23 protein-coding genes are annotated in these 24,195 nt (G+C 71.4%); 15 read left to right on the top strand and 8 right to left on the bottom strand.

Annotated elements, in window-relative coordinates; genetic code table 11:
* Window positions 1-51: 51 nt before the first annotated feature.
* Window positions 52-450: a spore germination protein GerW family protein gene (locus Actob_RS30870; RefSeq protein ID WP_284915375.1), complete on the bottom strand. Its 399-nt coding sequence runs from the start codon at window positions 448-450 to the stop codon at window positions 52-54.
* Between the two features lie 56 nt (window positions 451-506).
* A complete protein-coding gene (locus Actob_RS30865) occupies window positions 507-1,526 on the bottom strand; it encodes a LacI family DNA-binding transcriptional regulator (RefSeq protein WP_407653417.1) in 1,020 nt (339 codons plus the stop codon).
* Between the two features lie 162 nt (window positions 1,527-1,688).
* Here Actob_RS30865 and Actob_RS30860 point away from each other — a divergent pair, with 162 nt between their 5' ends.
* From Actob_RS30860 to Actob_RS30845, 4 genes are read left to right on the top strand one after another with little or no spacing between them, the layout of a single operon-like run.
* Entirely contained in the window at window positions 1,689-2,555 is an 867-nt protein-coding gene (locus tag Actob_RS30860; RefSeq protein WP_284915374.1) for a carbohydrate ABC transporter permease, read from the top strand.
* Window positions 2,555-3,463, top strand: coding sequence for a carbohydrate ABC transporter permease (locus Actob_RS30855; RefSeq protein WP_284915373.1), 909 nt, complete (start codon window positions 2,555-2,557; stop codon window positions 3,461-3,463). Before Actob_RS30860 ends, Actob_RS30855 begins: the two co-directional genes overlap by 1 nt.
* A 16-nt stretch (window positions 3,464-3,479) precedes the next feature.
* On the top strand, window positions 3,480-4,820 hold the full coding sequence (locus tag Actob_RS30850; RefSeq protein WP_284915372.1) for an ABC transporter substrate-binding protein: 1,341 nt from the start codon (window positions 3,480-3,482) through the stop codon (window positions 4,818-4,820).
* Window positions 4,817-6,790, top strand: coding sequence for a beta-galactosidase (locus Actob_RS30845; RefSeq protein WP_284915371.1), 1,974 nt, complete (start codon window positions 4,817-4,819; stop codon window positions 6,788-6,790). Before Actob_RS30850 ends, Actob_RS30845 begins: the two co-directional genes overlap by 4 nt.
* Before the next feature lie 52 nt (window positions 6,791-6,842).
* Here Actob_RS30845 and Actob_RS30840 read toward each other — a convergent pair whose 3' ends face one another.
* On the bottom strand, window positions 6,843-7,793 hold the full coding sequence (locus Actob_RS30840) for an AbfB domain-containing protein (protein ID WP_284915370.1): 951 nt from the start codon (window positions 7,791-7,793) through the stop codon (window positions 6,843-6,845).
* A 120-nt stretch (window positions 7,794-7,913) separates the two neighbouring features.
* Here Actob_RS30840 and Actob_RS30835 point away from each other — a divergent pair, with 120 nt between their 5' ends.
* A complete protein-coding gene (locus Actob_RS30835; RefSeq protein ID WP_284915369.1) occupies window positions 7,914-8,966 on the top strand; it encodes a hypothetical protein in 1,053 nt (350 codons plus the stop codon).
* Window positions 8,967-8,985: 19 nt separating this feature from the next.
* Entirely contained in the window at window positions 8,986-9,588 is a 603-nt protein-coding gene (locus tag Actob_RS30830) for a class I SAM-dependent methyltransferase (RefSeq protein WP_284915368.1), read from the top strand.
* Between the two features lie 75 nt (window positions 9,589-9,663).
* On the opposite strand, the gene Actob_RS30825 is transcribed toward Actob_RS30830, so the two are convergent.
* Window positions 9,664-11,154, bottom strand: a complete 1,491-nt coding sequence (locus Actob_RS30825; protein WP_284915367.1) for a GGDEF domain-containing protein — start codon at window positions 11,152-11,154, stop codon at window positions 9,664-9,666.
* Between the two features lie 35 nt (window positions 11,155-11,189).
* Between Actob_RS30825 and Actob_RS30820 the strand changes: the two genes are divergently transcribed.
* The 3 genes from Actob_RS30820 to Actob_RS30810 all read left to right on the top strand — a co-directional run bounded on the left by Actob_RS30820 (window position 11,190) and on the right by Actob_RS30810 (window position 13,404).
* On the top strand, window positions 11,190-11,648 hold the full coding sequence (locus tag Actob_RS30820; RefSeq protein WP_284915366.1) for a hypothetical protein: 459 nt from the start codon (window positions 11,190-11,192) through the stop codon (window positions 11,646-11,648).
* Window positions 11,649-11,666: 18 nt separating this feature from the next.
* Window positions 11,667-12,653 carry a glycoside hydrolase family 6 protein gene (locus tag Actob_RS30815; protein WP_284915365.1) on the top strand — a complete coding sequence of 329 codons (987 nt, stop codon included), beginning with the start codon at window positions 11,667-11,669 and terminating at the stop codon, window positions 12,651-12,653.
* Between the two features lie 112 nt (window positions 12,654-12,765).
* The gene (locus Actob_RS30810) at window positions 12,766-13,404 is read left to right on the top strand and encodes an NADPH-dependent F420 reductase (RefSeq protein ID WP_284915364.1); all 639 of its coding nucleotides are present in this window, start codon (window positions 12,766-12,768) and stop codon (window positions 13,402-13,404) included.
* A 38-nt stretch (window positions 13,405-13,442) separates the two neighbouring features.
* Here the strand turns inward: Actob_RS30810 and glxA are convergent, their stop codons facing one another.
* Window positions 13,443-15,386 carry a radical copper oxidase GlxA gene (glxA, locus tag Actob_RS30805; RefSeq protein WP_284915363.1) on the bottom strand — a complete coding sequence of 648 codons (1,944 nt, stop codon included), beginning with the start codon at window positions 15,384-15,386 and terminating at the stop codon, window positions 13,443-13,445.
* The gene (locus Actob_RS30800; RefSeq protein ID WP_284915362.1) at window positions 15,383-17,056 is read right to left on the bottom strand and encodes a glycosyltransferase family 2 protein; all 1,674 of its coding nucleotides are present in this window, start codon (window positions 17,054-17,056) and stop codon (window positions 15,383-15,385) included. Before Actob_RS30800 ends, glxA begins: the two co-directional genes overlap by 4 nt.
* A gap of 156 nt (window positions 17,057-17,212) precedes the next feature.
* On the opposite strand from Actob_RS30800, the gene Actob_RS30795 reads away from it, so the two are divergent.
* Complete coding sequence (locus Actob_RS30795) at window positions 17,213-18,007, top strand: PhzF family phenazine biosynthesis protein (protein WP_284915361.1); 795 nt, start codon at window positions 17,213-17,215, stop codon at window positions 18,005-18,007.
* A gap of 61 nt (window positions 18,008-18,068) precedes the next feature.
* Window positions 18,069-18,344, top strand: a complete 276-nt coding sequence (locus Actob_RS30790; RefSeq protein WP_284915360.1) for a hypothetical protein — start codon at window positions 18,069-18,071, stop codon at window positions 18,342-18,344.
* Between the two features lie 179 nt (window positions 18,345-18,523).
* Here Actob_RS30790 and Actob_RS30785 read toward each other — a convergent pair whose 3' ends face one another.
* On the bottom strand, window positions 18,524-18,910 hold the full coding sequence (locus Actob_RS30785) for an ankyrin repeat domain-containing protein (protein ID WP_284915359.1): 387 nt from the start codon (window positions 18,908-18,910) through the stop codon (window positions 18,524-18,526).
* Between the two features lie 249 nt (window positions 18,911-19,159).
* Here Actob_RS30785 and Actob_RS30780 point away from each other — a divergent pair, with 249 nt between their 5' ends.
* From Actob_RS30780 to Actob_RS30770, 3 genes are all read left to right on the top strand, one after another.
* The gene (locus Actob_RS30780; RefSeq protein WP_284915358.1) at window positions 19,160-20,044 is read left to right on the top strand and encodes a hypothetical protein; all 885 of its coding nucleotides are present in this window, start codon (window positions 19,160-19,162) and stop codon (window positions 20,042-20,044) included.
* Window positions 20,041-20,445 carry a type II toxin-antitoxin system VapC family toxin gene (locus Actob_RS30775; RefSeq protein ID WP_284915357.1) on the top strand — a complete coding sequence of 135 codons (405 nt, stop codon included), beginning with the start codon at window positions 20,041-20,043 and terminating at the stop codon, window positions 20,443-20,445. The genes Actob_RS30780 and Actob_RS30775 overlap by 4 nt, the downstream gene beginning before the upstream one ends.
* An 82-nt stretch (window positions 20,446-20,527) precedes the next feature.
* Complete coding sequence (locus tag Actob_RS30770) at window positions 20,528-22,501, top strand: acyl-CoA dehydrogenase family protein (protein WP_284915356.1); 1,974 nt, start codon at window positions 20,528-20,530, stop codon at window positions 22,499-22,501.
* Between the two features lie 192 nt (window positions 22,502-22,693).
* Here Actob_RS30770 and Actob_RS30765 read toward each other — a convergent pair whose 3' ends face one another.
* Complete coding sequence (locus tag Actob_RS30765) at window positions 22,694-23,551, bottom strand: DUF4190 domain-containing protein (RefSeq protein WP_284915355.1); 858 nt, start codon at window positions 23,549-23,551, stop codon at window positions 22,694-22,696.
* Window positions 23,552-23,655: 104 nt separating this feature from the next.
* On the opposite strand from Actob_RS30765, the gene Actob_RS30760 reads away from it, so the two are divergent.
* Window positions 23,656-24,192 carry a macro domain-containing protein gene (locus Actob_RS30760; protein ID WP_284915354.1) on the top strand — a complete coding sequence of 179 codons (537 nt, stop codon included), beginning with the start codon at window positions 23,656-23,658 and terminating at the stop codon, window positions 24,190-24,192.
* Window positions 24,193-24,195 lie beyond the last annotated feature (3 nt).

Below are 24,195 nucleotides of genomic sequence, written 5' to 3'. Positions count from 1 at the left end.
TCCCAGGGTGTCCCGGAGCCGGCCGGATGCCCGCGGGGCCGGCCGGGACCGTCAGCGGCGGCGCCTGAGGTGGCGGCGCAGCACCGACCGGGCCACCAGCAGAGCGACGACCGCCACCGCCTGGCCGCCCAGGATGACCTTGTTGACGTCGACGGCGGGCTTCCAGGAGACGTCACCGTTCTTGATGATGAAGACGCCGGCCGGCTTGGCGCTCAGCCCGTAACCGGCACCCGAGCCCTCGCCCTGCTGCGGCGCGCTGACCGCCTCGTCGCCCGGCTTGGCGACACCGCTGCCGCCGCCGCCTCCGCCACCCGCGGCCACCTTGGCGACCGGCAGCAGAATGATCCCGTCCCGTTCCACCGGTTCGCCGAACACCCGGCTCACCACGGCGTTGTCGGTCGCGGCCCGGGCCTTGTCGAGCAGTGTGGCGCTGTCGATGGTGCTGGTCATCATGTGCCTCCTTCGTCGATGACAGCCTGGCAAACCGGAGGCGGCCGGAGGGTCGGTCAGCCGACAGTCCGATGCGGAGCGGTGCTGCCCCGCACCACCAGATGGGTCGGGACCAGGTCGGTGCCGGGAGCGGCCGGCCCCGATCCGATCTGGGCCAGCAACGCCTGGACGCACCGCCGCCCCACCTCGGCGAAGTCCTGGTGCACGGTGGTCAGCGGCGGCAGGTAGGACGACGCGTCCGGGATGTCGTCGAAGCCGACCACGCTCACCTCGTCCGGCACGCGTCGTCCGCGTTCGGTCAGCGCGCGCAGCACACCGAGGGCCATCTGGTCGTTCGCCACGAACACGGCGCTGCACGAGTCGGGCAGCCGCAGGCCGGCCCGGTAGCCGCTCTCGGCCGACCAGTCGCCCCGGCCGATCGGCGGGACCGGCCGGCCGGCCTCCTCCAGCACCGTGCGCCAGGCCTGGGCGCGGCGCTCCGCCGAGTAGGAGCCGGCCGGTCCGGCGATGTGCCAGACCGTCGGATGGCCCAGGTCGAGCAGGTGCCGGACGGCCTGCCGGGCGCCGTCGGCCTGGTCGGTGTCGACCACGGGATAACGCTCTCCCGCATCCGAGTCGACGACCACCACGTGGACGCCGGGAGGCAGCGCCACGGTGGCCGCGTCCAGCAGGTGCACCTCGATGATCACGATGACGCCGTCGACGGCGAGCTCGCCCATCCGGGTGAAGGCGCCCAGCACGTTGTCCTGGGTGGGCACGCCGACCGGGATCAGGGTGATCGCGTAACCCTCGGCCGCGGCGTGGGTCGCTATCGCCTCGACCGTACGACTGTTGCCGGTCGACGAGAGTCCGAAGAGGATCACCCCGAGCGTGTTGAACCGCCCGTACCGCAGCGAGCGGGCGGCGCTGTTCGGCCGGTAGCCCAGCTCCCGCATCGCGGCCAGGACCTGTTCGCGGGTGGCCTCGACGACGCCGGGCTGGCCGTTGGCCACCCGGGACACGGTCTGTGACGAGACGCCGGCCAGCTTGGCCACGTCGGCCATCGACACCCGTTGTTTGCGGCGCCCGCCGGGCACGTCGGATCCACCGCGGAGACGCTGCGCTTCGATGTCCTGACTCCTTGACCGTGCTGGTGACGCGTGCCACTATACGGCACACATGTTTACGCAAACATTTCCAACCGCAGTCGAACATGTTTACGTAAACATCGACATCGCAACCCAACGTAAGGAGGCACGGTGACCCGGCGGTCCTGGATCGGCTGGCAGTTCGTTGCCCCGTTCCTGGCGGTGTTCGCGCTGGTCTTCCTCGCGCCGATCGCCTACTCGATCTACCTGAGCCTCTACCGCACCAAGCTGATCGGCGGCACCGGCTTCGTCGGCCTGGAGAACTACACCAAGGCCTTCGAGGATCCGCAGTTCTGGTCGGCGGTCGGCCGGGTCAGCCTGTTCCTCGTGGTCCAGGTCCCGATCATGCTGGTCCTGGCGCTGCTGGTGGCGCTCGCCATCGACAGTGGGCGCCTGTACGGCGCGGCCTTCTTCCGCATCGCCATCTTCCTGCCCTACGCGGTGCCGGCCGTGGTGGCCACCCTGATGTGGGGCTTCATGTACGGCAGCCAGTTCGGCCTGATCCGCTACTTCAACGACTGGTTCGGCGTCACGCTGCCCGACCCGCTCGCCCCGGATCTTGTCCTGGCCGCCATCGGCAACATCACGACCTGGGAGTTCGTCGGCTACAACATGATCATCCTGTACGCCGCGCTGCGCGTCGTCGATCCCTCGCTCTACGAGGCGGCGGCCATCGACGGCGCCGGCCAGCTCCGGATCATCCGGGCGATCAAGCTGCCCGCCCTGCGCGGCCCGCTGCTGATCACCACGATGTTCTCGATCATCGGCACCTTCCAGCTCTTCACCGAGCCGGTGGTGCTGCGCACGATCGCCCCGAACGCGATCCTCACCTACTTCACCCCCAACTACTACGCCTGGCAGCTCTCCGTCGGCGGCCAGCAGTTCAACTACTCGGCCACTGTCGCGGTGGTGATGGGCCTGCTCACCATGCTCGTCGCCTACCTCGTGCAGGCGCGTGCCGTACGAAAGGCGGGGTGATGGTCGCCGCACCCACGATCCGCCCGGCGGCGCGCCGGCAACCGCGGCCCGCGGCGGCCCGGATCAAGCGGACCAAGAGCTGGTCGCTGACCGCGCTCACCACTCTCATGCTGGTCTACACGCTGCTGCCGCTGGCCTGGCTGGTGATCAGCGCGAGCAAGACCCAGGACGGCCTGCTCAGCACGTTCGGGCTCTGGTTCGGCGGGGATTTCGCGCTGGCCGACAACGTCGGGAAGGTCTTCACCTACCAGGACGGCATCTACCTGCGGTGGCTCGGCAACACGGTGTTCTACGTGGTGATCGGGGCCGGCGGGGCCACCCTGCTCGCCGCGCTCGCCGGGTACGGCCTGGCCAAGTTCGCCTTCCGCGGCCGCAAGGCGGTCTTCGCCCTGATCCTCGGCGCGGTCGCCGTGCCGCCCACCGCGCTCGCCGTGCCCACCTTCCTGCTCTTCGCGAAGATGGGGATCACCGACACGGTCTGGGCGGTGATCATCCCGTCCCTGATGATCCCGTTCAGCCTCTATCTGATGTGGGTGTTCGCCACCGACGCGGTGCCGGACGAGATCCTCGAGTCGGCCCGGGTGGACGGCGCCGGCGAGTTCCGGATCTTCTTCAGCCTGGCCGTGCCGCTGCTCTCCCCGGGCCTGGTCACCGCCCTGCTCTTCAACGTCGTGGTGACCTGGAACAACCTGTTCCTCCCGCTGATCATGCTGAAGGACCGGAACCTCTACCCGATCACGATGGGCATCTACACCTGGAACCAGCAGTCCCAGACGGTCGGCGGCGACGTCGTCTTCAACCTGGTGATCACCGGGTCCCTGCTGGCCATCATCCCGCTCATCGCCGCGTTCCTGCTGCTCCAGCGCTACTGGCAGTCGGGCCTGGCGGTCGGCAGCGTCAAACAATGATCGAGAAGGGAAACCCATGAGAATCACCCGCCGGCGTGCGCTCCTCGGCGCCGCCATGTCGATAACGCTCCTGGCCACCGGCTGCGGCTCGGCCGACGACACCAGCGGAGACGCCCCGGCCAAGACCAGCGTGTCGGACGCCGACATCGAGACCGCGCTGCAGACCGGCGGCAACCTGACGGTCTGGGCGTGGGAGCCGACGCTGAAGAAGGTGGTCGCCGACTTCCAGGTCAAGTACCCCAAGGTCAAGGTCAATCTGGTCAGCGTCGGTAGCGGCAACGACCAGTACACCGCGCTGCAGAACGCGGTGAAGGCCGGCACCGGGGTGCCGGACGTGGCGCAGATCGAGTACTACGCGCTGCCGCAGTTCGCCCTCTCCAAGGCGGTCACCGACCTGAACGCGTTCGGCGCCACGTCGCTGGACGGCACGTTCACGCCGGGCCCGTGGGGTTCGGTGCACTCCGGCGACAAGATCTTCGGGCTGCCGATGGACTCCGGCCCGATGGCGCTGTTCTACAACAAGGAGGTCTTCGACAAGTACGCCATCCAGGTCCCGACCACCTGGGCCGAGTACGCGGCGGCGGCCGAGAAGCTGCACAAGGCCAACCCGAAGGCGTACCTGACCAGTGACAGCGGCGACGCCGGGTTCACCACCAGCATGATCTGGCAGGCCGGCGGGCGGCCGTACCGGGTGGACGGCACGAACGTCGGTATCAACTTCGACGACGAGGGCACCAAGAAGTGGACCAGCCTGTGGCAGGGGCTGATCGACAAGAAGCTGCTCGCGCCGATCCCCGGCTGGTCCGACGCCTGGTACAAGGGTCTCGGTGACGGCACCATCGCCAGCCTGGTGATCGGCGCCTGGATGCCGCCGAACCTGGAGTCCGGGGTGAAGGCCGCGGCCGGCAAGTGGCGGGTCGCGCCGATGCCGCAGTGGGCCGCCGGCGAGAAGGTGACAGCGGAGAACGGCGGCAGCTCGCTGGCCGTCACCGAGGCGAGCCAGAACAAGAACCTGGCCTACGGCTTCATGAAGTACGCCACGGTCGGCGACGGCGCGCAGAGCCGTACCGACCAGGGCTCGTTCCCGGCGACCACCGCTCAGCTCACCGCGGACGCCTTCAAGAACAAGGAGTTCCCGTACCTGGGCGGGCAGAAGGCCAACGAGGTGCTCTCGGCGGCGGCCACGCAGGTCGCGAGCGGCTGGTCGTACCTGCCGTTCCAGGTCTACTCGAACAGCGTCTACAACGACTCCGTCGGCAAGGCCTACACCGGCGGATCGACCCTGCACGACGGCCTGAAGGCCTGGCAGGACGCGTCCACCAAGTACGGCCAGGAACAGGGCTTCACGATTCGATGACGACGGAAGACACGACGCCCCGGCGCTGGCTGCGCCGCGCCGGGGCGCCCCGGCTGGAGTACGGCGCCGACTACAACCCCGAGCAATGGCCACGCGAGGTCTGGGACGCCGACGTCCGGGCCATGCGCGAGGCCGGTGTCACCGTCGTCTCGCTGGCGATCTTCTCCTGGGCCCGGATCCAGCCGCGGCCCGAGGTGTACGACTTCGCCTGGCTCGACGAGATCATGGACCTGCTGCACGCCGGTGGCATCGACGTCGACCTGGCCACCGCCACCGCCTCCCCGCCGCCGTGGCTGATCGCCCGGCACCCGGAGATCCTGCCGGTCGACAAGCACGGCAACACCGTGTGGCCGGGTGGCCGGCAGCACTGGCGGCCCACCTCGCCGGTCTTCCGGGCGCACGCCCTGCGCCTGGTCCGCGTCCTGGCCACCCGGTACGGCAAGCACCCCGCCCTGGTCGCCTGGCACGTCAACAACGAGCTGGGCTGTCACAACGTCTACGACTACTCGGACGACGCGGCGGTGGCGTTCCGCGCCTGGCTGCGCGACAGGTACCACACCCTGGACGGGCTGAACGCGGCGTGGGGCACCGACTTCTGGTCGCAGCGCTACTCCGACTGGGACCAGATCATCCCGCCCCGGCAGGCCACCACCCATCCGAACCCGACCCAGCGGCTGGACTTCAAGCGGTTCTCCTCGGACGCGCTCAAGGAGCACCTGATCGCCGAGCGGGACCTGCTCCACGAGCTCACCCCGGACGTGCCGGTCACCACGAACTTCATGGTGATGGGCGAGATGAGCCCGATGAACTACGCGGACTGGGCGGGCGAGGTGGACTTCGTCGCCAACGACCACTACGTGCAGCCCGGCCCGCAGGCGCGCGACGAGCTGTCCTTCTCGGCGAACCTGACCGGGAACCTCGCCGGTGGGCGGCCGTGGTTCCTGATGGAGCATTCGACCAGCGCGGTGAACTGGCAGCCGGTGAACCTGGCGAAGAAGCCGGGGGAGCTGCACCGGGACTCGCTCACCCACGTGGCGCACGGTGCGGACGCGGTCTGCTTCTTCCAGTGGCGGCAGTCGAAGGCCGGTGCGGAGAAGTACCACTCGGCGATGGTGCCGCACGCCGGGGAGGACAGCGCGGTCTTCCGTACGGTGGTCGACCTCGGTCAGCGGCTGGCGTCCCTCGCGTCGGTGGCCGGCTCCGCCAGGACGCGGGCCGACGTGGCGATCCTGTTCGACTGGGAGTCGTGGTGGGTGGCCGAGCACGACTCGCACCCGACCGACCGGCTGCGCTACAAGCAGGAGGCCCTCGACTGGTACACCGCGCTGCTCGACCTGGGGATCCGCGCGGACGTGGTGCCGGCCGGGGCCGGCTGGGACGACTATCGGATGGTCATCGCGCCGATCCTGCACGTGGTGCCGGCCGACCTGGCGCAACGGCTCACCCGCTATGCCGGGAACCGAGGGCATCTGGTCACCACCTACTTCTCCGGGATCGTGGACCAGAACGATCAGATCTGGCTCGGCGGGTACCCGGGGGCGCTGAGTGACCTCCTCGGCATCCGGATCGAGGAGTTCGCCCCGCTCCTCGACGGCGAAACCGCCGAACTGGACAACGGGACGACCGGCACGCTCTGGACCGACCGGATCGACGTCACCGGCCCGGACGTCGAGATCCTGGCCCGTTACAAGACCGGTGACCAGGCGGAACGTGCGGCGATCACCCGGCGCGCGGTGGGCGCCGGGTCGGCGGCGTACGTCTCCACCCGGCTCGGCGCCGACGGCCTCACCGTGGTGCTGCCGGCGCTGCTGGACGCGGCCGGGGTGGTCAGCGAGTTGCCACCGGAGCTGCGTGGCCGGGTCGAGCTGGCGGTGCGTGGCGAGCACCGGTTCCTGATCAACCGGACGGCCGAGCCGGTCGACCTGGGCCCGGACGGCATCCTCGAACCCCGGGGTGTGCTGGTCCGCTGACCGCGACGACGAGGGTGCTGCTTCGGGGGCCTTGAAGCAGCACCCTCGTCCGTCAGCCCACGTCCCGCGGGACGAGGGCGAGTGCGCCGTCCTTGCGGAGGAACAGGCGTTCGCCCGACTCGACCACGAACAGGTCCGAATAATTGATGGACCGTAACGTGAGTGCGGCTCCCGAACGAATGACGACCGGGCAGAAAGTGGCGTCTTTCGCGAAAAGATCGGACCAGTCCTGCCGGTGGAGTTTTATTGCGAAGTTCTGGTGCCGCAAAAAATACCCTGGAAAGTTTACAGATTCGAGGGATACGCATCCGGAATTCGCCAGTCCGCCACGGACGGTGAAGCTGGAATCGGCTCGGCCGGGGTCGTCCCGGCCCGGCCCGATGGGGTCGATTCGTCCGAGAAAGTCGCGGTGCCGAACGCGGTACCCGGGGCGGTCGGCGACGGTCAGCGCGACCGTCGAGCCGACACGCAGCGTGACCGCCGGGCGCCGGCTGGGACTGGCTGACGTAGTGACCGGCTTCGCTCGATGGCGCGGCGTGGATTTGGGAGCGCTCCCGATCGGACTGAAGCTGAAAGCCGGGCTTGAGCTGGTGGTCGGCTCGATGATGACGGTCTGCGCGGGCGGCGGCACCGGCGGCACCGTGCCGGTCAGGAACTCCGGCTCGGCGGTCGGATCACCGCCGCGCAGGGCCAGGAAGGAGACCACTGCGGCGCCGAGGGTGGCCACCGCGACGGCGGCCAGCGCGGCCCGCCGCCGGGTGCCCCCGGCGTGCCGGGGCCACGGCGGGAAACCGGCGATCGAGGGGGGCGGGAACGAGGGGGGAGCGGTGGACCGGATCGGCTCTTTCCGGGACCGTCCATCGGGGGAATACGGCGGAACCCAGCGGCCGACCCGCAAACCTGAACGGGTGTCGTCTTCCGGCATGTATTTCGCTTCCTGCTGAACTTGGACAAACGAATCTTTCCCGGGCGGCTGGCGGATATCAAGAGCTTGCTCAATCAATTTTCCGGACGGGGGACAAATCTTTGGGGTGCGGCCGAACCGATGTGCGGATCGATGCGTATACCTCCAGGGACCATCCGGCTACATGGGGTGCCGGGTGACCGCATCGAGGAGACCCGCGTGGAAAGTGCAGCACCCGAGACCGGCGACGAACCGTCCAGACTCCCATCGGGCCTGCCCCGGATCTCCGACTACTGGCCCGACGCGCCGCACCGGCTGGGCCCGCCCGCCGACCACTACGAGCTGCCCGGAGCCGATCCCACGCGCCTGCGGACCCCGCCGGTGGCGCGCGTGTATCCGGAGACGGTGCCGGACCGGCGTACCGGCAGGGACCTCAAACCCGCGATCGTGCTGCTCGCCGCGGTCCTGCTGGTCGGCGGCGGCGTCTTCGCCGTGGTCTCCCGGCTGCGGACCCCGGCCGGCGACCCGATCGCGAGCCTGCCCGCGCCACCCCTGCCCGTGCCGTCCGCCGTCACCGAGGCGCCCAACCCGCCGGTGTCGATAGGCACCTCGCCGCCGCCCAGCCCGACCACCGCCGCGCCCACGTCGGCGGCCGCACCGCGTGGCGCCGGGACGACGACCTCCGCCGCGCCGGCCGTCCCGGAGGCGGCCACCCTCGAACTCGCCGACGGCGTCACCCGGCTGCAGGTCGAGGTCGGCGACGTCGGCGACGGGATCGTCGCGGTGAGCGTCGGCGAGGACAGCACGATCAGGGCGCGCGCCAAGGTGGACGACGACCGGGTCACCGTCACTGTCGCGCCGAGTGGCCGGGAGACCGGCTCGGCCAGCCTGGCGATCCGGCTCAGCGACGAGGTGCGCTGGTCGTTCACGATGCGCGGCGGGGTCAACACCGGCCGGATCGACCTCTCCGGCGGCCGGGTCGGCGCGATCGAGCTGATCGGCGGCGCCGGCACCCTGGACCTGGTGCTGCCCGCCCAGCGCGCCGCGATCCCGATCGTCGAGCGCGGCGGGCTCGGCAACTGGCGGATCGTCACCGACCGGGAGGTTCCGGTCCGCGCGTTCTTCCGGGAGGGCGCCGGCTCGGTCACCGTCTACGGCCGGACCGACGACGGGGTGGGCCGGGGCGACGTGATCAGAAGCGGTCGCGGCGACGACGGCATCCGGCTCGACTCGGAGGAGGGGGTGGGAGCCCTCACCGTCCAGTCCCGCTGAGGTCAGGCAGAATCGCGGGGTGACACGTACCCAGGGTGATGCCATGCCGCCGGAGGCGTCCTACTCCCTCGACCATTTCATCGGTCTCTACGAGGCCAAGGACGATCCCTGGGACAACGCCACCAAGTGGAGCGACCAGCGCAAATACGCTGTCGCGATGGCCAGCCTGCCCGGCCGGCGCTATCGGCGCTGCTACGAGCCGGGCTGCGCTGTCGGTGTGCTCAGCGTGATGCTCGCGGCGCGCTGCGACGAGGTGGTGGCCGTCGACTGCGTCGAGGAGGCGGTGGTCCAGGCCCGCGCGGCGACCGCCGCGCTGCCGCACGTCCAGGTCTCCCGCGCCCTGCTGCCGGCCGAGCTGCCGGACGGCACGTTCGACCTGATCGTCGTCGGCGACCTGCTCTACTACCTCTCCGCCGACGATCTCCAGCTGATGATCGACGGCCTGCTCGCCCGCCTGGAACCCGGCGGCGACCTGCTCTCGGTGCACTTCCGCGACCGCGACAACCCGGGCGGCTACGACGGCTTCAACGTCCACGCCCGGCTCGCCGAGCTGCCGGCCCTCGACCGCGTCATCCACCACGAGGACGAGTGGTTCGTCCTGGACGTCTTCCGCAAGATCTGATTTCGGTACGCCCGGAGCCGTCCCGCCCAGCCCGCCCCGCGACGTCCGCGCCACCCCGGTGCCGCGGCGCGGCTCTCAGGCGGCCAGCACCAGGCTCAGCCTGCCCACCTGCTTGGTCTTCTTGGCCTCGTACATGGCCAGGTCGGCGCGGCGCACCAGGTGGTCGACGGTGTCGGCGGGCCGGGCCTCGGCCGCGCCCACGCTGATCCCGATCCGGACCTGTTCGCCACCGGCGGCGAACGGTTCGGTGGCCATCGCGGCGATCCGGTCGCTGACCGCGGTGACCGCGCCGGGACCGTGGCAGACCAGCACGAACTCGTCCCCGCCGAAGCGGCTCACCAGGTCGCCCTCCCGGACGCAGCCGCGCAGCCGGTCCGCCACCGCGACCAGCAACTCGTCGCCGGCCGAGTGCCCGAGCCGGTCGTTGACCGGCTTGAACCCGTCCAGGTCGCAGAAGAGCACGGTGAGGTGATCACCAGGGGCGGGTGAACCCGCCGCGGGGAGGACGGCGGTGGCCGGTGCGCCGGCGGTGGCGGCCGGCAGGGCGACGGCCAGGGCGTCGAGGCAGGCGGCCCGGTTGGGCAGGCCGGTGAGGGCGTCGCGGGTGGCCAGGTGGTGCAGCGCCTGCTCGGCGGCCCGGCGCTGTGCCGCGAGCCGGGCGATCCGGATCATGACGAGGGGGACCAGCGCCGCCGACGACAGCGCGATCAGCTCGCCGTCCACCGGCAGGCCCAGCATCGCCCGGCCGCCGCCGACCAGCGGGGTCAGCGCCAGCATCGTCCCGAGGAAGGTGAGCCGCCCGCGGGTCAGGTCGTCGTCCGGCGCCGGCGTGCCGCTGAGCATGGTGGCCACCGACGGGTGCAGCGCCGCGCAGCCCAGCGCCGCGTAGGCGGCCAGGTAGATCACGTTCGTCCAGTCCGGCCGCATCCCGTCCACGCCCGTCACCAGCGGCGCCATCACCTTGCCGGCCAGGGTCAGCGCGATGCCGGCCGCGAGCAGCCGGACCGACGCCGACCGGCCGGCCACCGAGTTCCGGGACACCCGCAGCATCGCGCCGAGCGTGCCGCTGACCGCCAGGAGGTCCAGGAAGGCGGCGATCTGCTGCGTCGGCGGCAGGTGGTGAGCGGTGTTCACCGGCAGCAGCACCGCGTCCCACAGCACGCCGCCGAGCGCGACAGCGGTGATCACCGAGTCGATCACCCCGCCGATGTCGCCGCGGCTGCGCAGGCGTACCACCAGAAGTGCTCCGGCCAGCAATAACGCACCGGCCGCGGTGAACAGGACGTCGGCGAAGCCGCCGTCACCGTTGGGTCGCCCGCCGACGGTGGTGAGCCAGATCCAGATGACGTTGCCGGTGTTGTAGAGCACCATCGCGGCCAGCATCAGCCACCACGGCGCCCGGCTGCCGGCCGGCGCGCGGCGCAGGGCGACGAGCACGGCGGGCACGGCGGTCGAGGTGACCGCCAGGAACGGCCAGGACCGCAGCTCGTACGGCCACGCCAGATACGTCGCCACCAGCACGGTGACGATCGCGGCGTAGCAACGGAGCAGCACGTGCGAGCCCATCGGCCGGTCCGGCGCGTACCTGAGGAGTCGGCGACGTGCCGCAGCCCGGCTGGCCCGCCGCCGGCGACCCGGCCGAGTGTCGCGCCGGTCCGCGCGTCGCGTTGCCGGCGACGTTCCCGGTCGCGGTGCCGGCGAAGGTGGGGTCGCCCGACCGGGTGCTTATCGCCGATCCGGACAAAAACGGCGCGCCGCGGGTGGTCACCCTCGTCTACCGGGGCGGTACCGTGCGGTTTGACCAGTTTGACGGAATGGTGGACCCGGTGTTCCTGAAGACGGCGCCGGACGGGCAGTGGGTGGAGGGTGTCGGTGACGTCGCGGTGCGGCTGACCGCGCCGCATCCGATCACGTACGTCGACGAGGGCGGCGTGACCCGGACCGAGACCGCCCGCCTCGCCGGTCCGGCCCTGATCGGGAGCTCCCGGACCGTCACCTACCGGCTGGAGGGATTCGCCACGCTCGAGGAGGCGAGCGAGGTGGCCCGATCGGTGCGCTGAAACGGTGAAAAAGGGGACATGAGAGTTCGTTGCGCGGTCCTGGCCGCTGTCGCGTGCGCGAGCGTCGCGGCCTGCACGGCCGAGGCCGGCTCCCGGCCCGAGCCGGTGCCGGCGCCGCCGGTCGAGCAGTTCTACGTGGAGCCGGCCGGGGCGGCGGCCGCCCAGGTGCGGGCCTGGGACGCGGCCGGCCGCCCGGCGGACGCGGCGGCGGTCCGGCGGATCGCCGACGAGCCGACCGCGGTGTGGTTCGCGGACGCCGATCCCGGCTTCGCCGACCGGGCCCGCGACCTGGTCACCTCGGCGGCGGCGGCCGGGCGGACCCCGGTGCTGGTCGCCTACTACGTGCCGCGTCGCGACTGCGGCGGCCACTCCGGGGGCGGGGCGCCGGACGCCGCCGCCTACCGGGACTGGATCGCCCAGTTGGCCGGGGCGGTGCACGGGTCGCCGGCGCTGGTCGTGCTGGAGCCGGACGCGGTGACCCACGTGCTGCAGGGCTGCCTGTCCGACGGGGACGCCGGTGAGCGGTTCGCGCTGCTCGGCGAGGCGATCCGGGCGTTCGAGGCGGATCCGGGGGTGCGGGTCTACCTGGACGCCGGGAACCCCGGCTGGGTCAAGGACGTGGACCGGGTGGCGGACGCGCTGCGGCGGGCCGGGGTGGCCGACGCCGACGGGTTCAGCCTCAACGTGGCGAACTTCGAGACCACCGAGGCGAACATCGGGTACGGGACGGCGATCTCCGACGAGCTGGGCGGCAAGCACTTCGTGATCGACACCAGCCGCAACGGCAACGGGCCGGCCACCACGGCGAGCTCCGGCGACGGCCACTGGTGCAACCCGCCGGGCCGGGCGCTGGGCCCGGCGCCCACCACGCAGACCGGGCACCAGCGGGTCGACGCGTACCTGTGGGTGAAACGCCCGGGCGAGTCGGACGGCGCATGCGGCTCCGGCGCGCCGCCGGCCGGCCAGTGGTGGCCGGAGTACGCCCTGGCCCTGGCGACCAACTGAGCCCCGCCGGCCGGATCAGACCAGTTCGGCCTGGTGGTCGGCGGCCCATCGGGCCAGGGCGGCGAGCGTTCCTAGCGTTCTCGGCGTCATCACCTCGACGAAGGAGATCGCTGTGAACGTTGGCATTCTCGGTACCGGCAGTCTGGCCCGGGCGCTGGGCCGGGTCTGGGTGGACGCCGGCCACGCGGTGCTGGTGACCGGCCGCGACCCGGAGCACGTCACCGAGGCGGCGCGGGAGATCGGCGGCCACGGCGCCGATCCGGCCGGCTTCGGTTCGCGGGTCGACGTGGTGGTGATCGCCGTCGCCTGGGCCGGTCTGGCGGAGGCGCTGGCGCTGATCGGCGCGGATCGCGGGACGCTGGCCGGCAAGGCCGTACTGGACTGCACGAACCCCGTGGACTACGCGACCGGCGAGCTGCTGGGCTCGGCGGCGGAGTTGGTGGCGCGCACGGCGACCGGCGCCTCGGTGGTGAAGGCGCTGCACCTGTTCGCCGGGGCGTCGTGGCCGCGCACCGGGCCGGCCGAGCAGGCGCCGGTGGTGGCGATCTGCGGGGACGACCCGGAGGCGCTGGACCGGGCGTCGGCGCTGATCGGGGATCTCGGCGGGCGGGCCGGGGTGGTCGGCGGGCTGGGTGCGGCGCGGCAGTTGGAGGAGGCGGCCGGGTTCGTGATGCGGGTGGTCGGATCCGGTCACAACCCCCGGTTCGCGGTGCCCGACGTGGATCCCGCGCTGCTGCGCCCGGCCGGCTGAGCGCGGGGGAGGGCCGTGGTGGCGGCCCTCCCCGCGAGTCAGGAGACGTGCACCCAGGTGGCCCGGGACGGGATGCCCGCGGTGTCGGTGACGAAGAGCATGTACCAGCCGGTGGGCACCAGGCCGCGCTCCTGCGGGATCTCGACCAGGAGGCCGCCGGGGGCGCGGCGGATCGGGAGGGCGATCGAGCGCTGATCGAGGTCGGTGGCGTGGGTGACGGCGCTGGGGCGGATCAGCCGTGCGGTGCGGATCCGGTCGGCGTCCCAGGTGCCGAACGAGACGGTGTGCCCCCGGGCGACCTCGTCCGGTCCGCCCACGATTTCCGGGCGGGCGCCGCGGAACAGGTAGGGCGGGCTGTAGATCTCGATCCGCTGTTCGAAGACGCCGGGGTTCCTGCCGGAGCGGTCGTAGATCGGGTCGCTGCCCATGGTGACCACCCGGCCGTCCGGCAGCAGCAGCGCCTCCGAGTGGTAGTCGCGGCCCACGGTGGGCGCGGCGGCGGTGCGGAACAGATTGCGGTACGGGTCGTAGATCTGCGCGGTGAGCAGGTCGCTCCGGTTCTCGCCGCGGTACGGCCCACCCCGGTAGCCGGACGAGCCGCCGCTGGTCAGGACGGTGTCGTCGGGCAGCACGACGGTGTTCAGGTACCTCGTCGGGTGCGGCAGGTCCGGGCCGGGCTGGTAGACCGGGGCCGGCCGGCTCAGATCGGCGATCGCGGTGCGGGCGGTGGACTTCGGTGAGTCGCCGACCGCGCCGCCGCCCATGATCATGACGCGCTGGCGCTGGGCCGGGGGGAGCAGGACCGAGGCGCTGGTCTCGGTCATGGTGGCGTCGCGCAGGCCGGGAACCGGGCGGAACTCGTTGGTCCGCACGTTCCACAGGCCGGGGGTGCGTCCCTCGGTGGCGGAGCCGTATCCGGCGTTCGAGCCGGAGAAGAAGAGCCGCTCGTCACGGGTGAGGAACAGGGCCGGATAGGTGGGGAAGGCCCGGGTCAGTCTCGGGGCGGCGGCCCAGCGGTGGTCGCGGGCCACGTAGACCTCGTTGCGCCCGGGCAGCATCCGGCCGAACTGGTCGAGGCCGGAGACGGCGAGGACGTTGCCGCCGGCGAGTGGGGCCAGGGTGGGGTACCAGCGGTGGTCGGTGAGGTTGCCGGTCCGGACGTAGCGCTCGGCGCGCGGGTCGAACTCGTAGGAGGTGTTGTCGCCGCCGTACTCCTGTTTGTCCCGGGTGATCTTGTCGGCGACGCCGTAGACGTTGCGGGCCTTCGTCCCGGTGAATCCGGCGAATCGATACTGAGCGGGCCGATCGATCACTCCCGCGTCGCCCGGTTCGACCGCGTCCGCCCACACCTCCACCTCGCCGGCGTGCACCATGGTGTGGCCACCGTGCTGCATCTTCATCGCGGCCGGGACGACGACATCGGCCCGGGTCGCATACTGCCGCCCGTCGGGACTCGTCAGCCGCGTCCCCTTCGCGATGGTCTGCGGCCCGTCGTCGGGCGACTCGTTCTTGATCTTCATGACGCCCGCCGCGTACCTGATGTTCGCCGGCAGCACCTCGTAGGACCTCGTCCCGCCGGCCACCAGCAGCTTTCCGTCCGCGAGGAAGGTGTGCCCGGCGCAGAACATGTCGCTGGGCGTCGGCACCTGCGAGAACCTGTCGGTCGCCGGATCCCACAGGATCGACCGGAACGTGCCGGCCTCGAAGTTCTTCCGGTTGTTCCCGGAGCCCGCGACGATCAGGACCTTGCCGGTGCTGAGCAGGGCCGCGTGGATCGCGTTGATCCGGAAGCCGTCCGGGACCGCGAGCATCGACCACTGGCCGTAGGCGGCCTTGTAGCTCGCCTGGTCGATGCGGAACTCGTGATATCGCTGGGCCGCGAAGACCACGATCGGGCGGTTCGCGGCGAGGACCGCCGCGATGGCCGGCAGGACGGCGAGGCCGCGGAGGAGGCGGCGGGTCAGGGTGGGCTCAGGGCTCATGCGTACGTCCTCAGGGGCTCTTCCGTGCGTTGTGCGGGGATCTTCACCGGTGCCGGGGCGGGTCGCGGCGTGAGACGCCACAGGGCGATCGGGGTCAGGCAGAGCGTGAGGTTCAGCGCCGGCCACAGCCACATCAGCCCGTGCGTACGCCCGGTCGCCACCGCCGTCACGAGCAGTACCGCGAAGAACGCCGCCCAGCTCAGATGGGTCCGGAACGTGCTCACCCGATCCGGGCTGGCCGAGTCGCCCTTCGGCGTGACCACGAACCCGGCCCGCCGGCGCAGCAGCGTCTGCCGGAACGACGCCACGTAGATCGGCGCGCACAGGGTGGAGAGCAGCATCCCGGTCAGCCCGGACGACCCGGCCTCCTCGTGCGGGCTCACGTTGTGCCGGCGGTTCCACAGGTAGAGGCCGACCTGGAACATCGCCGCGTCCACGTACAGCATCGACCACATCTGCTGCGGCACCTGCACGCCGCGGACGCCGAGGACGATGTGGGCGACGGCGGTGGCGGTGCCGAGCAGCCACGCCACGGCGGTCATCGGGTAGTACGCCATCAACAACGCGTAGTGCAGCGTCCGGCGTACCCCGAGCTGGGGAATCTTGGCGAGGAAACCGGTGACGCAGACCTCGTCGGTGCCGCGCGACCAGCGGTGCTGCTGGCTGAAGTAGTCGGTCCAGGCGGACGGGCCCTCACCGACGGCCAGGACGTCCGGGGTGTAGACCGAGCGCCAGCGGTTTCCGGTCACCGGGTTACGGGTGGCGTGCAGGGCCAGGCTGGTCGCCATGTCCTCGGTGATCGAGTCCTGCAGCCCGCCGATACCGCGCAGCGCCGCGATCCGCACCGCGTTGTTCGTGCCGACCAGCATCGGCGCGCCCAGCCGGTTGCCGGCCCGCTGCAGCAGCGAGTGGAACAGGTACTGCTGCGACTCGGCCCAGCGGGTCACCAGGTTGTCGTAGTTGCCGTAGATCTGCGGGCCGACCACGAACGCGACGTCCGGGTCGCGGAAGTAGCCGAGCAGCCGCTCGCAGAACGACGGCAGCGGCACGTGATCCGGGTCGACCGAGACGAACACGTCGTAGTCGTCACCGTGCGCGTCCACCCAGGCGTTGTAGTTGCCGTGCTTGGTCTTCGCCTTGAAGCCGCCGCCCGGAGTGTTCCACCGGGCCACGCCCCGGCGGCTGAAGTGCCGGACGCCGGCGCTCGCGCACATCTTCTTGACCTCGTCGTCGTCGCCCTCGTCGAGCAGCCAGACGTCGTGGTCGCCGCGGATCCGGGTGGCCGCCCGCAGGGTCTGCTCGACCATCTCGATCGGCTCCTTGCCGGGGACGATGGTGGTGAGGAAGGCGACCCGCAGGCCCGGATCCGGCGGTACCGGCACCGGGTCCCTGGCGCGCAGCGTGGCCAGGCACAGCGTGACCACGTTGACCAGCCGGAACAGTTCGATCAGGGCGATCATCGCCGGGGCGAGGCCGCCACCGGACAGGTCGGCCTTGGTGAGCAGCCAGCCGAAGAACGTGGCCTCCAGGAGAAACGCGAGACTCGTGAGCAGGAGGTTGCGGATCGGGCGGTGCCGGGTCAGCGGCCGCAGCCGGACCCGGTAGTCGCCCGTCGGGACCGGGTCGGCGGGACCGGCCAGGCGGCTGAAGCTGTCGTAGTCGTAGGGCATCGTGCTCCCTGAGCAATGTGGACAGATGGCCCGGTCGATCCAGCAGGCATATACCGATTTTTCAGAGGTGAACCGGATTTTTCCGGGCACAACTGGACAGTAGTCAGCCGGGCCGGGACTGGACATCCCCGCTACCCGATCGTGGAAGCTGGACGGATGATCGTGGACGCCTGCCTGCGCGACGGCCGGGGCGGCAGCCCGACCCTGGTCATCGACGACACGCCGATGCCGGACGCGGCCCGCGCGCTCGCCGTCCGGCGCAGCGGCGCGTCGCACGGGGCGTTCGTCACGGTGGGTGACGACGTTGCCGACGTACGGTTCTTCACCTCGACGGGGGAGTTGCCCGCCTGCGGCCACGGCACCGTCGCGGCGCTGGCCTGGCTCGCCGACCGCCTCGGCCGGGACGGCGAGTTCGTCCTGCGGGTGTCCGGGCGGACCTTCCACGGCTGGGCCGAGGGCACCGAGGCCTGGTTCGAGCAGGCCCCGGTGACGCTGCGCGAGCCGAGCGGGGTGGAACCGGTGCTCGCCGCGCTCGGACTGGACCCGTCCGCGCCCGGCGTACGGGCCGCCTCGACCGGGCGATGGCGGCTGCTCGTCCCGGTCACGTCACGCACCGTGCTGGCCGGGCTGCGCCCGGACGTCGACGCGCTGCGCCGGGCCTGCGACGCCGCGGGCCTGCTCGGCTGCTACGTCCACAGCCCGGTCGAGGACGGTGGCCGGCTGGCGGCCCGGATGTTCGCGCCGTCGATCGGCGTACCGGAGGACATCGCCAACGCGAACAGCACGTCCTGCCTGCTCGTCTCGCTCGGGGCGGGGTCGCTCGCCGCCGACATGGGCGACGCGCTGGGGCGCCCGGCGACGGTGCTGGCCCGGCTGGCCGGTGGCCGCCCGCAGGCCGGTGGAGTTGCCCGCGGGCAAAACCCGAAACCGTCGAACCGATACGCCTTGTGATCCGTTTGCTTTGTCGAGGCGGGCGAACGCAGCCCGTCCCGGAACCGACAAGGCGGTGGCGATGCTAGTCCTCTTCCTGCTCATCCTGGTCCTGGCCGCCGCCTGCGTGCTCGCGGTGCACGGCGTCCGCGCCGAGGCCCGGGCGGCGGCGGATCCGCTGGTCGTGCCCGAGTCGTTCTTCGCCCCGCAGAGCCTGGAGGGCGTCCTCTGCGGCCAGCTGCTGGACGGTGGCATCAGCCGTCGTCAGTACCTGCGATCGATGGAGGGGCTCGCCGCGCGCGACGAGGAGCGTCACCCGCTGGTCGTTCCGTGGCACCTCGGTGCTGGCGAAGAGTGACGCCATCACCGGCACGTGCGGGTCCAGCACCAGTAGCGTCATGGTGACGGCGAAGATGCCGTCGCTGAGCGCCGCGAGCCGCTAGACACTGCCGCCGGCGACCCGGTGGTAGAGGGTGCGCCGTTTCGCCTGCTCCATCCGCCGGCCAGGTGAAAGGTCGGCGCCCGCGCGCGACCCCGTCAGGCCTGCAGCAGCCGGGCCATCTCGGGAAGCTGGAAATACTCCGCGGTGGCGAGCGCGGAGGGGGTGCCGGCGTGCGGATCGGCGCCCGCCCCGAGCAGGACCCGCACGGTGGCCGGGTTCTGCCGGAAGACGGCGGCCGAGAGCGCGGACTGGCCACGGTCGTTCACCCGGTCCGGGTCGGCGCCGTGCTCCAGCAGGGCGGCCACCGTGTCCGGGTGGTTGTGGTAGGCCGCGAGGATCAGCAGCGTGTCGCCCTTGTCGTTGGTGAGGTTGGGCGGCAGACCGGCGGCGACGTTGCTGATCAGCTCGGCGGTGTCCCCGGCCCGCGCCAGGTCGAACATGCGATGCGCGTACGCGATCGTCTCTTCATCCAGATCTGCCACGTGGCCGCAGTTACCCACCGGACGGCCCGCGGAACCAACCGTCGGGGACTCAGGTGCTCACCGAGAGCTGGACCCTAGCGGAGCCCGACTTCGATCCCTTCGACCGCCCGAACCGGCATTGGCGCCTCGCCCAGGACAGGATCGCTTGCGAGGGACGCCAGTCGCGGGAGGAAGGAAAGCATCAGTGGTCGGTTTGCGGGGGTCCAAGTCGTGCATGATGGACCGGCGAGCAGGCCGGAGGTGAGTTCAATGACCGAATCAGTGGGCGAGGACCTCGTTGTCCGTGCTGTCGGTCCGGCGACGGAGGGCGGTCGCTTGCCGCTCTCGGAGTTGGCTCGCCTCGCGGGTGGGCTGCAGGCGTCGCTCGAAAGGATCGCGCTGAGCCTGAGCGGCAACACCAGCCGTCCGGGCCGCCGGCCGCGGGAGATCGTCGACGCTGTCCGGCTGGACTTCGTGGGTTTTGCGTCGGGCTCGGCCGTGCTCCATATCTCCCGCACCGGCCAGCACGGGCTCGACGACCTGCTGAGCACCTCACTCGATGTTCTGGAGGCGGGCGTCGGAAGTCTCCACCGGGACCCGTCGACACTCCCGCCGCACTTCACTCCGCAGGTCGTCAACGGTATTCGTGATTTGACCGGTGGCATCAGTGCCGGCGGCGTGACGGGCATCGAGTTCTCGCGCGGCGGAAGAGTCCGGTTCACTCTCGACGAGGCATTACAGAAGGCGGTTCGGTCAGTGCAGACGGAATCGGTTCAGCAGATGGTCACCGTGGTGGGCCGGTTGCACATGGGCGACTTCTCGCCTGCCGGGCTCCGGTGCCGCGTCGACACCTACGCTGGCAGTGTTCTGTGCGATTTCGCGCCGGACCTGCGGGATGCCGTCCTCGACGCGATGGATCAGATGGTGATGGCCGAGGGAAGGGGCGAACTCGACCCCAATGGTGTCTCGGTTCATGTGCTGCACCTGACCCGGTTGGGGATGCTGCAAACAGCTCGGCCGAGATCGCTCAGCGATCTGGCTCGCGAGCAGGGGATCCGTCCGGTGGACTCGCTCGACGACCTCGGGGGATCCGCTGTCGAGGATTTCGAGGCGTTCCTGGCCGCCGTCCGCTCCGCGCGTCTGGGTGACGCATGAAGTTCGTGATCGTCGACACCGACGCCTTCTCGCACCTGTCCTTCAACACTGCCGCCACCGAGTCACTGGGTTCGCATTTGGCCGCCGCGGTCCCGGTCATCAGTTTCACCACTGTCGCGGAGGTGCATTTCGGTGCGGCCAAGGCCGGGTGGGGCCAGCGGCGAGTCGACCGGCTCGAGGAGGCGATCCGGCGTTACGTCGTCGCCCCGTTCGACCAGGATCTCGCCCGGCTCTGGGGCCGTCTGAAACATCAGGCACAGCAGGCCGGTCACCCGCTCGGTCACAACAGTCAGACCAATGACCTGTGGATTTGTGCCACAGCGATCTACCACAACGCCCCGCTGCTGACGCTGAACCGGCGACACTTCGAGAACTTCCCAGGTCTGGTTCTGCTTACCTGAGCACTCGGCGGCGGGCGCGGTCTTTCCCACAGAGTGCGCCGGCCGCGGGCGGAGTTCCTGAACGCGTGCTTAGCTTTTCAGCATGATCGGCGACTCCATCGACGCGGCCCGCCTTCAGGAAGCCCTGGACGGGCGGTGGGCGCACATCCGGCAAGCGGTGCGGGACAAGCTCGGCAAGACCGGTTTCGCCGCCGTGCACGGTGAGACCGGCGACGAGGCCCGGGACCGGATCAGCGCGCTCATCCGCCGGATCCCCACCGACATCGGGGTGGCCTCGGCGTTCCCGAAGGTCTACGGCGGGTCGGACGACCCGGGCGGCTCGGTGGTGGCCGCCGAGATGCTGGCCTACGCCGACCTGTCCCTGATGGTGAAGGCGGGCGTGCAGTGGGGGCTGTTCGGCGGCGCCGTGGTGGCGCTCGGCACCGAGCGGCACCACGAGGCCTACCTGCGCGGGATCATCGCCACCGAGATCATGGGCTGCTTCGCGATGACCGAGACCGGCCACGGCTCGGACGTGCAGAAACTGCGGACGACCTGCGTCTACGACCCGGACACCGAGACCTTCGACCTGCACACCCCGCACCAGGCGGCCCGCAAGGACTACATCGGCAACGCGGCGCGGGACGGCCGGATGGCGGTGGTCTTCGCCCAGCTGATCACCCAGGGGCGCAACCGTGGCGTGCACGCCTGGCTGGTGCCGATCCGGGACGCCGACGGCAACCCGATGCCGGGGGTCACGCTCAGCGACGCCGGGCACAAGGCGGGCCTGCTCGGCGTGGACAACGGCCGGATCAGCTTCGACCACGTGACGGTGCCCCGGGACATGCTGCTGGACCGGTACGGCCAGGTCGCCGCCGACGGCACGTACTCCAGCCCGATCGACAACGACACCCGCCGCTTCTTCACGATGCTCGGCACGCTGGTCCGCGGGCGGGTCACCGTCGGTGGCGCGGCGTCGGCGGCGACCCGGGCGGCGCTGACCATCGCGATCCGTTACGGCGACATCCGCCGGCAGTTCGGGGTGCCCGGCGAGGACCGCGAGGTGGCGCTCAACGACTACCTCGCCCACCAGCGCAAACTCCTGCCGGCGCTGGCCACCTCGTACGCCTACGCGTTCGCTCAGGAGGAGCTCGTCGGCACCCTGGCCGACGTGCAGACCGGGTCCGGCCCGGTCGACGAGCACCGCCAGCGCGAGCTGGAGTCCCGCGCCGCCGGGCTGAAGGCGATGCAGACCTGGCACGCCACGCACACCATCCAGATGTGCCGGGAGGCGTGCGGCGGCGCCGGCTACCTGTCGGAGAACCGGCTGCCCGCGCTGAAGGCCGACACCGACGTGTTCACCACCTTCGAGGGCGACAACACAGTGCTGTTGCAGCTGGTCGCGAAGGGCCTGCTGACCGGCTACCGGGACGCCTTCGGCTCGCTGGACGGCTGGGGCCGGGCCACCTTCGTCGCCGAGCAGGTCCGGGAGATGGTGCTGGAGCGCACCGCGGCTCGCGGGCTGATCCAGCGGCTGGTCGGCGCGGTGCCGGGCCGCGACGAGGAGGTGGCGGTCACCGACCGTGGCTGGCACCTGACCATGTTCGAGGACCGCGAGAAGCATGTGCTGGAGGGCGCCATCCGGCGCCTGCGCAACGGCGCCGCGACCAAGAAGGACCGCCCGTTCGAGATCTTCAACGACGTGCAGGACCACGTGCTGAAGACCGCTACCGCGCACATCGACCGGATCACCCTGGAGGCGTTCGTCGCCGGCATCGAGCGGACCACCGACCCGGCCGCGCAGACCCTGCTGAACCGGGTCTGCGACCTCTACGCGCTGGTCACCATCGAGGCCGACAAGGGCTGGTTCCTGGAACACGGCCGGCTCACCCCGGCCCGCTCCAAGGCGATCACCACGGTGATCAACGACCTGCTCGCGGAGCTGCGCCCGCACCTGCGCACGCTCGTCGACGCGTTCGCCATCCCGGACGAGTGGCTCAACGCCGCGATCCTGCGCGAGGAGCCCGGCCGCCAGGAGGCGATGGCCGAGGAGGACGCGCGCGTCACGACCGCGTGATTCCTTTTCCGGTACGACTCGGAGCCCCGTGGCAGCCGGCCCGCGAGGCCGCTGCCACCGGCGGACCGCGGCGCGTGTCGTGCGGGTCCGCCGGGGTCCGGGAGCGCCGCCCGGCCCGTGTCCGGACCCGGCGCGGTCCCGGTGCCCGGCTGCTGGTTCAGCCGGAGCGGCCGGGACGCGCCGCGGCCCGGCTCAGAAGCCCGTGGTGTCAGCCACGCCCGCCTGGTCGAGGCCGACCCAGAACGAGATGACGATGTAGGCGGCGTACATCCAGGCGCCGGAGGTGAGGATGCCGGCGATCGCCTGGCCGCGGCCCGGCTGCCGGGTCTTGTTGATCTGGGAGACCGCGATGAACCCGAAGATCAGGCCGAGCGGGAACAGGCCGATGATGCCGGTGACCAGCGAGAGGGTGGCGTACCTGTTGGTCTCGCCGACCGGGGCGGCCGGGAAGGCCTGGTAGGGCGACGGGTAGCCGGGCGGCGGGCCGTAGGGGACCGGCGGGTATCCGGTGGCCGGGTCGTAACCGGGGGCTCCGTAGCCGGGCGCTCCGTAGGCGGCCGGCGGGTAGGCCGGGCCGGGCTGACCCTGATACGCGGCCGGGGGATATCCGGGCGCTCCGTAGCCCTGATGCGGATAGCCGGTGGCCGGTGCGGCGTAACCCTGATGCGGGTAGCCGGGGTCCGGTGCGGCGTAACCCGGGTCCGGTGCGGTGTAGCCGGGCGTCGGGTAGGCGGGGCGCGGCTGGCTCGGCGCGGGCTGGCCGGGCTCCGGGTGAGCCGCCGCCGGGAAGCCGGGCGCGGGGCTGGTCGCCGCCGGGAAGCCGGGTGCCGGGAACGGCGTGGTGGGCGCCGGCGGCTGGTAGGGGCTCGTCGGCTCGCCGGGCGGCAGGTAAGCGGTGGGCGGGGTGCCTGGCGGCGCGTAGGGGGTCGTCGGCGGGTCCGCGGGCACCGGGTTCACGGTGGTCGCCTCGTTCGCCCCGGGGAAGGCCGGCAGCGTCGGGTCGGCCGGCGGCGTCCCCGGGCTCGGCGGGGGTGACTGCTGATCGCTCACCCTGGGACGTTAACAACTTCCAAGATCAACAGTTACCCCCGCTGAATCTCGACTTGGCAACGGGACGCACATTCTTGTCAGGGGTGCTCTCTACCATCGCGGGCGTGCAGAAGCTGAGCTACGCCGAAGGCGACGCCACCGAGCCCCTCGGGGACGGCCCGCGGATCATCGCGCACGTCTGCAACGACATCGGCGCCTGGGGCCGGGGCATCGTCCAGGCCATCTCCCGCCGCTGGCCGGAGCCGGAGCGCGCGTTCCGCCGATGGCACGGCGAGCCGTCGTTCCGGCTGGGTGCCGTCCAGCTGGTCGCCGTCGCCCCGAGCCTCTGGGTGGCCAACATGGTCGGTCAGCACGGCATCGCCACCGAGCGCGGCCTGCGCACCGCCACCGGCTATCACCCGGGCGCCGGCCCGCCGGTCCGTTACCGGGCGATCCGGGAGTGCCTGACCACCCTGGCCGGGCATGCCAGGGAGCACGACGCCTCGGTGCACATGCCGCGGATCGGCTGCGGCCTGGCCGGCGGCGAGTGGTCCGAGGTCGAGCCGCTGATCCTCGAGACGCTGGCCGCCCACGACATTTCCACCGTCGTCCACGATCTGCCGTCCCGGGCCGCCGGCCCCGGGGCCCGACCGGCGGGATGACCA

It is taken from the genome of Actinoplanes oblitus, assembly GCF_030252345.1.
GTDB classification, from domain to species: Bacteria; Actinomycetota; Actinomycetes; order Mycobacteriales; family Micromonosporaceae; genus Actinoplanes; species Actinoplanes oblitus.
Note: the sequence above shows the minus strand (reverse complement) of the source record. Positions and strands in the feature narration are given on the sequence as shown.